This is a genomic window from Pseudomonas tehranensis (assembly GCF_014268615.1).
In the GTDB taxonomy this organism is placed as follows: domain Bacteria; phylum Pseudomonadota; class Gammaproteobacteria; order Pseudomonadales; family Pseudomonadaceae; genus Aquipseudomonas; species Aquipseudomonas tehranensis.
The window spans coordinates 1-9,509 of sequence record NZ_JABWQV010000192.1 but is presented as its reverse complement, the minus strand read 5'-3'; the positions used below and the strand labels follow the sequence as shown (position 1 = coordinate 9,509).

Sequence of the window (9,509 nt, the reverse complement as noted above, 5' to 3'; positions counted from 1 at the left end):
GGGGGGGCGGCTGCCGCAGGCGGCGGGCAGGTGTACATGCCGACCGGGACCTACATCGTTTCGGCCGGCGAGGAACCCTCCGACGGCTGCCTGATGCTCAAGAGCAACGTCTATTTGTACGGGGACGGCATGGGCGAAACCACCGTCAAGGTGGCCGACGGCTCCGACACCAAGATCACCGGCATCATCCGCTCGGCCTACGGTGAAGAAACCCATGATTTCGGCGTCAGCCACCTCACCATCGACGGCAACCGCGACAACACCACAGGCAAGATCGACGGCTGGTTCAACGGCTACATTCCCGGCGAAGAAGGCTACGACTCCAACGTCACCCTCGACAGCGTCGAGATCAAGGATTGCTCCGGGTACGGCTTCGACCCCCACGAGCAGACCGTCAACATGGTCATCAAGAACAGCGTGTCCCACGGCAACGGCCTGGACGGTTTCGTTGCTGACTTCCTCAGCGACAGCACCTTTGAGAACAACGTCGCCTACGACAACGACCGCCACGGTTTCAACGTCGTCACCAGCACCCACGACTTCACCCTCACCAATAACGTTGCCTACAACAACGGCGGCAACGGCATCGTGGTGCAGCGCGGCAGCGAGGACATCCCCTCTCCCAGCAACATCACCATCACCGGCGGCGAGGTGTATGGCAACGGCGGCGAAGGCGTGCTGATCAAGCTCTCCAGCGACGTCACCGTCAGCGGCGTCGACATCCACGACAACGCCAGCGCCGGGATTCGCATCTACGGCAGCAACCACGTGGAAGTCATCGACAACACCCTCAACAACAACTCCCTGGGCAATCCGGTACCGGAAATCATCATCCAGTCCTACGACGACACCCTGGGCGTGTCCGGCCGGTACTTCAACGGCAGCGATAACCTTATCCAGGGCAACATCATCAGCGGCAGCGACCTGTCGACCTACGGTGTTGCCGAACGCAATGAAGACGGCACCGACCGCAATGCAATCATCGCCAACACCATCAGTCACACCAGCAAGGGCGCCACGCTGGTCTACGGCGACGGCAGCTATGTCAGCGCCACGGTACCGGTGACCACCGTACAAGGCACGCCCGGCAACGACACCCTGGTGGGCAGCAGCGCCAATGAGATTTTCTATGGCGGGGCCGGCAACGACACCATCAACGGTGGCGCGGGTGACGACATCCTGGTGGGTGGCGCGGGCATCGACAGACTGACTGGCGGCACCGGCGCCGACACGTTCCGCTTCGCCAGCCAGTCCGACAGTTATCGCAACGCCACCACCAGCTTCGACGACACCATCACCGATTTCGACGTCACCCAGGACAAGATCGACCTCGCGGACCTGGGCTTCACCGGCCTGGGCAATGGCCGTGGCGGTACATTGCAGATCAGCTACAGCGCCAGCAGCGACCGCACCTACATCAAGGATTACGATGCCGACGCCAGCGGCAATCGCTTCGAGCTGATTCTGTCGGGCAACCTGACCAGTACCCTGACCGCCAGCAACTTCATCTTCAATCGGGTGGTCACCGGCACCAGTGGCAGTGACTCGCTGATCGGCAGTGACTCGGCCGACACCCTGCTGGGCCTGGCGGGCAACGACAGCCTCAGTGGCGGCGCGGGCGACGACAAGCTCGACGGCGGCGCCGGCATGGACACCCTCACCGGTGGCACCGGGGCCGATACCTTTGTGTTTTCCAACCGCCTGGACAGCTACCGCAATTACAACACCGGCGGCGTCAACCTCGGCGATGTGATCACCGATTTCGATGTCAGCGCCGACAAGATCGATCTGTCGGCCATGGGCTTCACCGGCCTTGGCGACGGCAAGAACGACACCGTGTACGTGGTACTCAACAGCGCCGGGACCAAGACCTACATCAAATCCCTGACCGCTGACGCCAATGGCAACCGCTTCGAAGTGGCGCTGGAGGGCAATTACCTCAACACGCTGACCAGCGCCAACTTTGTCTTTGCCACTGCGTCGCCGACCAATCAGGCACCGGTGCTGGCTACGCCACTGCTGGACCAGAACGCGACCGAAAACACCCCGTTCAGCTACGTGGTGCCGGCCACCAGTTTTACCGACCCGGACAACGACAGCCTCAGCTACACAGCCAAACTGGCTGACGGCAGCGCCCTGCCCAACTGGCTGGTCTTCGATGCTGCCAGCCGCACCTTCAGCGGCACGCCAAGCGATACAGCATCAGGCACGTATTCCATACAGGTCACGGCGACCGACGGCAGCAACGCCACCGTCAGCGACAGCTTTACCTTGGCGGTGCAGGACGTGCCCGCCGCGCCCATTGTGATCAATGGCACGCCGAACAACGACACGCTGACCGGTACCGCGGCCAACGAACAACTGTATGGCGGCGCCGGTAACGACACCCTCAATGGCGGGGCTGGCAACGACATTCTGGTAGGCGGCACCGGCGTGGACAAACTCACCGGCGGCGCGGGTGCCGACGTGTTTCGCTATACCTCCAAGCTCGACAGCTACCGCACCAGCTCCACCAGCGCCAGTGACCAGATCCTCGATTTCGACGTGGCCGCCGACAAGATCGATGTATCGGCCCTGGGCTACACCGGACTGGGCAATGGCCAGGGCGGCACGCTGCTGGTGACCTACAGCAGCTCGACCAACCGCACCTACCTCAAGGACCTCACGGTCGATGCCAACGGCAACCGTTTCGAAGTGTCGCTGGCGGGTAATCTGGTCAGCAGCCTGACCGCCAGTCATTTCGTCTTCGCCGACCAGAACACCCCCAGCAATGTGGCACCCGTGGTGGTTATCCCCTTGCTCGACCAGAACGCCACCGAAAGTACGCCGTTCAGCTACACCGTCACCTCCGACAGCTTCAGTGATGCCAACCAGGATGTACTGACCTACACCGCCACCCTGGCCGACGGCAGCGCCCTGCCCGCCTGGCTGACTTTCAATGCCAGCAATCTGACTTTCGCCGGCACGCCGACCAGCACTGCGGCAGGCAATTACAACGTACTGGTCAAGGCCACCGATCCGTCAGGTGCCTCGGTGAGCGACAGCTTCGCCCTGGCTGTGGCCGATGCGCCGGCCAATACCATCACCGGAACCCACAACGCCGACTCCCTCACCGGCACCGCGGGCGCGGACTTGATCCTCGGCCTGGGCGGCAACGACACGATCAGGGCCGGCACTGGCGCGGACATTGTCGATGGTGGCGCCGGTCGCGACTCGTTGTACGGCGGCGACGGAGCCGACACCTTCCGCTACACCAACGTGCTCGACAGCTACCGCGACTACGACACCGGCGGCGTCACGGCCACGGACACGATCTATGACTTCACCGTGGGCGTCGACAAGATCGATGTCTCCGGCCTGGGCTATCTCGGCCTCGGCAATGGCAGCAACGGCACGCTGTACATGACCCTCAACTCGGCCGGCGACAAGACCTACATCAAATCCAGCGAAGCGGACGCCGACGGCAATCGTTTCGAAATCGCCCTCAGCGGTAACTACCTCAACACCCTGACCGCCGATGACTTCGTGTTCGGCGAGCGCGCCCAACAGGACATCCTCTACCTGCCGACCCTCGGCCAGTCCAATGCACGCCTGCTGCGCATGACCGAGGACGATGATCAGTCCGGTACGTCAATGCTGGTCAATGACCTGAGCAGGTACACCACCTATGACGTTCGCAGTCAATTCGAGGATGCCGACGGCAATGGCATCGACATCGCGGTGGGTGGCAGTACGGTCAATGGCCTGTCGACCCTGGGCGCCGAAGAGCTCAAGTTGTGCTGGTGGCTGACCGACACCAACCAACCGGGGCCTGCGCTGTTGCGCGCCGTGGCGTTGCTGCAGGATCAGCTCGCCGAGCTCAGGGCCATCGACAACGTCACCCTGGGCATCGTTTGGGGCCAAGGCGAGGAAGCGGCCCAGGAGATCGCCCGCGCCTCCGACAAGGAAGCTGCGGCGGCAGCCTACAAGACCGCCACGCTGGCCGTGTTTGATTACCTGCACGCCCAGTTTGGCAGTTTCAACGTGTACCTGATGGAAACCGGGCACTACCAACAGGACGCGGCGCGTGCCCGTGGTTATTCGGAAGAAAAGATCGCTGACATTGTTGAAGGTGTCGGTTATGTCCGCGCCACCCAGGAGGCCATCGCCGCCGAGCGCGCGGACGTGAAACTGGCCGTGGACTACACCGATCTGCCCCTGCGCTACGAAGTCGATCCGCTGGTGTATCCCGACGACGTCTGGCACTTGCACGAGGAATCGGCGGAAATCGTCGGCCAGCGCCTGGCCGATTACATCGCCGACGACTTGGGTTTCCAGGGCAATCCCGATGACAACAACAGCGTGCAGGACATTTTCGACGACGCTCAGAACGAAGGCGGGATGATTTCCGGCACCGACCAGGACGACACGCTGGTGGGCAGCTCGGGCAATGACACGCTGGATGGCGACTTGGGCGCCGACACCCTGACCGGTGGCGATGGCAACGATATTTATGTGGTTGATAACGCGTTCGATACGGTGGTGGAAACCAATACCTCAACCGCACAGATCGACACAGTGCAGGCCTCGGTCAGTTGGACTTTGGGCGATAACCTGGAAAATCTGTTGCTCACCGGCGTATCGGACATCAACGGCACCGGCAATGAGCGGCGCAATTTCATCACCGGCAATGCCGCCAATAACGTACTCGATGGCGCCGCCGGCGCCGACAGCATGAGCGGGGGCGATGGCAACGACACCTATTATGTCGACAACACCGGCGATGCCGTTATCGAAACCAACAGCAACCCGGTGTCTGGCGGGATCGACAGCGTGCACAGCAGCCTGACGGCCTATACCCTCAGCAACAACGTCGAGAACCTGTACATCGATACCCCCGACGCCGCCAACGGCACCGGGAATGCGTTGGACAACATACTGTTTGCCGGGGCCGGCAACAACGTGCTGGACGGCCGCGACGGCAATGACACGGTGTCGTTTGAACGGGCCATGGCCGGTGTCACGGCCACCCTGTCCACCTCCGCGCAACAGAACACCGTGGGTTCGGGCCTCGATACCTTCAAGTATGTCGAGAACCTGACCGGCAGTGCCTACGCCGACAACCTGACGGGTAACAGCGGCGCCAACGTGCTCAACGGTGGGGCGGGCAACGATACGCTGGTGGGTGGCTCAGGCGATGACCGGTTGATCGGCGGCGCGGGCACCGACAGCCTGAGCGGCGGCACGGGCGCAGACACTTACGTCTTCCAGGCGCTGACTGACATGGGCGTCGGGGCGTTACGCGATGTCATCAGCGGTTTCAAGAGCACGGAGTTCGACCAACTGGACTTCACCGGGTTGGACGCCAATCCGCTGACCGCCGACATCGATGCCTTCACCTTCATTGGCAGCAATGCCTTTGGCGCCGATGCCACCGGTCAACTGCGTTTTGCCGATGGCATCCTCTACGGCAGTGTCGATGCCGACGCCAGTGCCGAGTTCGAATTCGAACTGGTGGGGGTCAAGGAGCTGCATGCCAGCGACTTCACGGCCTGACGGCAGCAGGCAGATCTATCAACCATCAGGGACCGGGACTCTGGCGGAAACTCACCGCCAGCCGGTTCCAGCTGTTGATGGTGCTGATCGCCAGCGTGAGGTCGACCAACTCCTCCTCGCTGAACACGGCGCGGGCCTGGGCAAAGACCTCATCCGGCACCTGGCTGTCGGCTAACAGCGTTACCGCCTCGGTCCAGGCCAGGGCGGCGCATTCGCGGGGGCTGAAAAAACCACTGTCGCGCCACACTGCCACGGCGAACAGGCGCCGCTCGCTCTCGCCCAGGCGGCGCGCATCCACCGAGTGCATGTCGGTGCAGAACGCACAGCCGTTCAGCTGCGAGGCACGGATCTTGATCAGATGCACAAGTCCCGGTTCTATACTCAGGCGACTGCTTAGCGCTTCAAGGCCAATTATGGCTTTCATCGCCCTTGGGGACGCACTGTAGTAATCCAGACGCTGGCTCATGGCGAACTCCGTGATGATCTGTACCTGCACGGTAGGACGTGAGCAGGCTGCGCGACAGATCCAATCGGTCGAAAAACACCGGACCATTTCCCAGCCAGGCCAATTGGCGCGATTTTCTTCACGCAACTTCTTTGCATTCGCACAATGCGGTTAATCTTGCGCCTTTGAGGGCTGGCGCCAAACAATCGCTCAGGAGCGCGCGGGTATGGAACTTCATGTTGTCATCAACGGCCGCAAGGACCTGGCGGGCCAGTTGTATCAACAACTGCGCAGCGCCATCGAAAGTGGGCGCCTGGCCGCCGGCACGCAACTGCCGCCCAGCCGCTTGCTCGCTGAACAGCTGGGCGTCTCGCGCAAGACTGTGTCCGACACCTACACCCAACTGACCTACGAAAACTTTCTCACCGGTATCATTGGCAGAGGCACCTACGTCAATGCCCGCCCGGCCCCAATCGTGCGCAAACAAAGCCACCGCGAGCTGGCCGGCGCCGATGTCGTCGAGACCTGGCGCAACATGCCGGACCTGATGCGCCATCCCACCCTTGAAGGTGCGCTGCGTTACGACTTCATCGGCGGCGCCACCGGCAAGGGTCAGTTTCCCCTGGACGACTGGCGGCGTTGCACCGCTCACGCCTTGCGCCAGATCGCCAGCGCCAAGGGCTTCTACAGCCAGCCCGAGGGCTTGCCAGCGCTGCGCAATGCCATTGCCCGGCATATTGCATTTTCCCGTGGGGTCAATTGTCAGGACGATGACGTGGTGGTGTGCAATGGCGCGCAACAGGCCCTGGATCTGATCTCGCGGGTCTTGACCCGGTCGGGCAGCCTGGTGGCCATGGAGGACCCGGGTTATCCGCCGGCGCGCCTGCTGTTTGGCTCCCACGGCGCCACGGTGGCCGGGATTCCGGTGGATGACCAGGGCATGCGGGTAGACCTCATACCCGACGGCACGAGCCTGATTTATGTGACGCCGTCCCACCAGTTTCCCTTGGGCATGCCCATGAGCCAGGCCCGCCGCGAGGCCTTGCTGGCGCGGGCCTACGCGTTGGGGGCAATCATCATCGAGGATGATTACGACAGCGAATTCCGTTACGAAGGCCGGCCTGCCGACTCACTGCAAAGCCTGGACGAACGCGGGATCGTGGCCTACGTCGGCACCTTCTCGAAAACGCTGTTGCCGGAGCTGCGCCTCGGTTACGCGATCCTGCCACCGGCGATTCTCGAAGCGGTGATCCTGGCCAAGCGCCTCACCGATCAACACACCTCCACCCTGCCCCAGTGGGCACTGGCCAAGTTCATTGCCGAGGGCTGCCTGCTCAAGCACATCCGCCGCTGCCACACGCTGTATGCCGGGCGCCGCGAGCGAATCCTGGCGCGCATGGCCGGGGACCTGTCGCCCTGGTTCGAGGCGGTTCCCACAACCGCAGGCTTCCACCTGGCAGTGCTGTGCAAGATGCCCATCGACCTGGCGCTGGTGATCGAGCTGGCGAGAAAAGCCGAAGTCGGGCTGTACAGCCTCGACGGCTTTTTCAATGAGGCTGCGGTGCGTCCCGGCCTGTTCCTGGGTTTCGGCGCCATTGACACCCTGGACATCGACATCGCCCTGGACCGCTTGCGAGACATTTTGCAGCAGGTCACTTGAGCCATTGGACTGGGCATTTATCCGCCCATTGGCTGTTTTAGCCTCGCCATTACAGGCCTATCCTGCTGGGGTCTCGTTGATGTCGAGCCAAATCCCGTCCGACTTGATTCAGGAGCCAGAACCATGACTCGCCAGGTGATCAATACCGTACAGGTCCAAGCCGCCGCTGGTCGCTCGGAAGAACTGGGCCGCCAGTTGCAGCAAATCGTCGAAACCCTGCGCGCGCAGCCTGGGTGCGATGCCTACATGGTTGACCGTTGCCCGGACGACGGTGACCGCTGGACCGTCAGCGCTCGCTGGCAATCGGAAGCGGCGATGCAAGCCCATTTCAACTGCCCCGAGGTGCAGGGCTTCATCGGCCTGATCGATAGTCGCCTGGCCCGCAGCGTGGATTTCAACAGTTTCCCGATTGTCTGAAACGCACTGTGGCACCCCTGCCTTTACGTAGCCGGACACCAGCACTCAATTCTTGAAACGAAGAACGACCGGTCTGAAGCCGCTCTCCGAGAAGAACATCCCGATGACCACAATGCGACCGTCCTCCTGGAGTGCAATGGCTTGAGGATGATCGGCACCGCTGCCGATTTTGGTTCGCACAATTCCCGTGCCATCGCCAAAACTGCCGTCCAAGCTGGCATCGCTCAGGTATCGTGCAAGCAGGATGTCGGCCTCTTCGCCCCCCAGAGTGGCGCCCGTTACGACAATTTTTCCGCTGTCATCAGTGGCAACACCGATCCATTGCGATCCGTACGGATTGTCGTCAATCAATGTCAACAACGGCACCCCTCGGTTGAACAGCGGATCATTCCTGCCATCTGGGCTGAGGCTTAGCAGAAAGCCAGCTGTTGGAGCGACGGTTGTCGAACCCGCAGCGACGAGATTCCCGTTCTTTTGCAACGCCAATGACAGAATTTGAGTCGGCCTTTCAATCTCAGTGAGAACAAATCCCGCACTGCCAAAACTTGGGTCAGCCGTTCCGTCAGACACATAACGTGCAGTGAATGCAGCTTCGCGTCCGCCAACGATGGCTATCCCGGCGACGACGATTTTTCCATCTGGCTGGATCAGGTGTGTGGTGATTTCAGTCGAACACTCAGGGTATCGCACGATGACGAAGCCCTTACCGTTGTTCAGGCTGAGATCCAGATTGCCATTCGACTCAAGCCGCATCAGCACGCCGACACTATCGATAAAACTGTAGCGGTGTACGCTGGTCATCCAGATTTTTCCATCAGGGAGGACTGTGGCACTGACACTGCTGCGTCCGCTACCGTCACGGGTTGCACTATCCGCAATGGCTGGATTGGATTGATCCAGTGGTAGCCGGATGACGACATGGCCTTTAAAACCGAACCTGGTGTCCAGACGCCCATCGCTGTAAAAACGTGCTGCCGCAGGCAGGCTGGGGCTATATTGATCATCTTCCTTAAAGACGCCAGTCAGTAGTATCTGACCATTGTCCAACAGTGAAATGGACTCTCCGCCAGAGGCGTAGCCCTCTGCGAAGCTGCCCGTGATCACACCGTATTCGCCAAAGTCCCTGTCGGCGGATCCGTCTGGGTTCAGGCGGATAATGCTGTAGTTCCGGCCGAATCTCCCGGCGATGAGCACCTTGTGGTCGGGAGCGATGGTAAGCCCCCAAACGCTCCCGAGCATGAGTGGGTCGGCGGGGTTGGAAGGGAACACTTTTCCGCCAGAGCCAAAGGTAGGATCAAGGCTTCCGGCGTTACGAGACAAGTCAGTAGACATTCGATAACTCCTGTATGGGTTGAGAGCCCTTGTGCCAAATACCGGGGTTGAAAATTCAATGCTCTACTGCTGATGCAAGGGCGATTTCGTTTTGCTCCATGAATCCGGCCCCCCCCCCCC

At 61.3% G+C, this 9,509-nt stretch carries 5 protein-coding genes; 3 read left to right on the top strand and 2 right to left on the bottom strand.

Annotated elements, in window-relative coordinates; translation table 11 throughout:
• Nucleotides 1-5,535 (top strand): putative Ig domain-containing protein (locus HU811_RS20860; RefSeq protein ID WP_186657872.1); only part of this gene is annotated, 5,535 nt, incomplete at its 5' end.
• 25 nt (nucleotides 5,536-5,560) lie between these two features.
• Here the strand turns inward: HU811_RS20860 and HU811_RS20855 are convergent.
• Entirely contained in the window at nucleotides 5,561-6,001 is a 441-nt protein-coding gene (locus tag HU811_RS20855) for a carboxymuconolactone decarboxylase family protein (protein WP_186657870.1), read from the bottom strand.
• Nucleotides 6,002-6,206: 205 nt separating this feature from the next.
• Between HU811_RS20855 and pdxR the strand changes: the two genes are divergently transcribed.
• Nucleotides 6,207-7,640, top strand: a complete 1,434-nt coding sequence (gene pdxR / locus HU811_RS20850) for a MocR-like pyridoxine biosynthesis transcription factor PdxR (protein ID WP_186657868.1) — start codon at nucleotides 6,207-6,209, stop codon at nucleotides 7,638-7,640.
• Nucleotides 7,641-7,763: 123 nt separating this feature from the next.
• Nucleotides 7,764-8,057, top strand: a complete 294-nt coding sequence (locus tag HU811_RS20845) for an antibiotic biosynthesis monooxygenase family protein (RefSeq protein ID WP_186657867.1) — start codon at nucleotides 7,764-7,766, stop codon at nucleotides 8,055-8,057.
• A gap of 45 nt (nucleotides 8,058-8,102) precedes the next feature.
• Here the strand turns inward: HU811_RS20845 and HU811_RS20840 are convergent, their stop codons facing one another.
• Nucleotides 8,103-9,389, bottom strand: a complete 1,287-nt coding sequence (locus tag HU811_RS20840) for an NHL repeat-containing protein (RefSeq protein ID WP_186657866.1) — start codon at nucleotides 9,387-9,389, stop codon at nucleotides 8,103-8,105.
• Between the last annotated feature and the right edge of the window lie 120 nt (nucleotides 9,390-9,509).

What these genes read in the sequence shown, in the direction of transcription:
- HU811_RS20855 (WP_186657870.1), bottom strand. Translation starts at nt 6,001, where the DNA reads ATGAGCCAGCGTCTGGATTACTACAGTGCGTCCCCAAGGGCGATGAAA.
- pdxR (WP_186657868.1), top strand. Translation starts at nt 6,207, where the DNA reads ATGGAACTTCATGTTGTCATCAACGGCCGCAAGGACCTGGCGGGCCAG.
- HU811_RS20845 (WP_186657867.1), top strand. Translation starts at nt 7,764, where the DNA reads ATGACTCGCCAGGTGATCAATACCGTACAGGTCCAAGCCGCCGCTGGT.
- HU811_RS20840 (WP_186657866.1), bottom strand. Translation starts at nt 9,389, where the DNA reads ATGTCTACTGACTTGTCTCGTAACGCCGGAAGCCTTGATCCTACCTTT.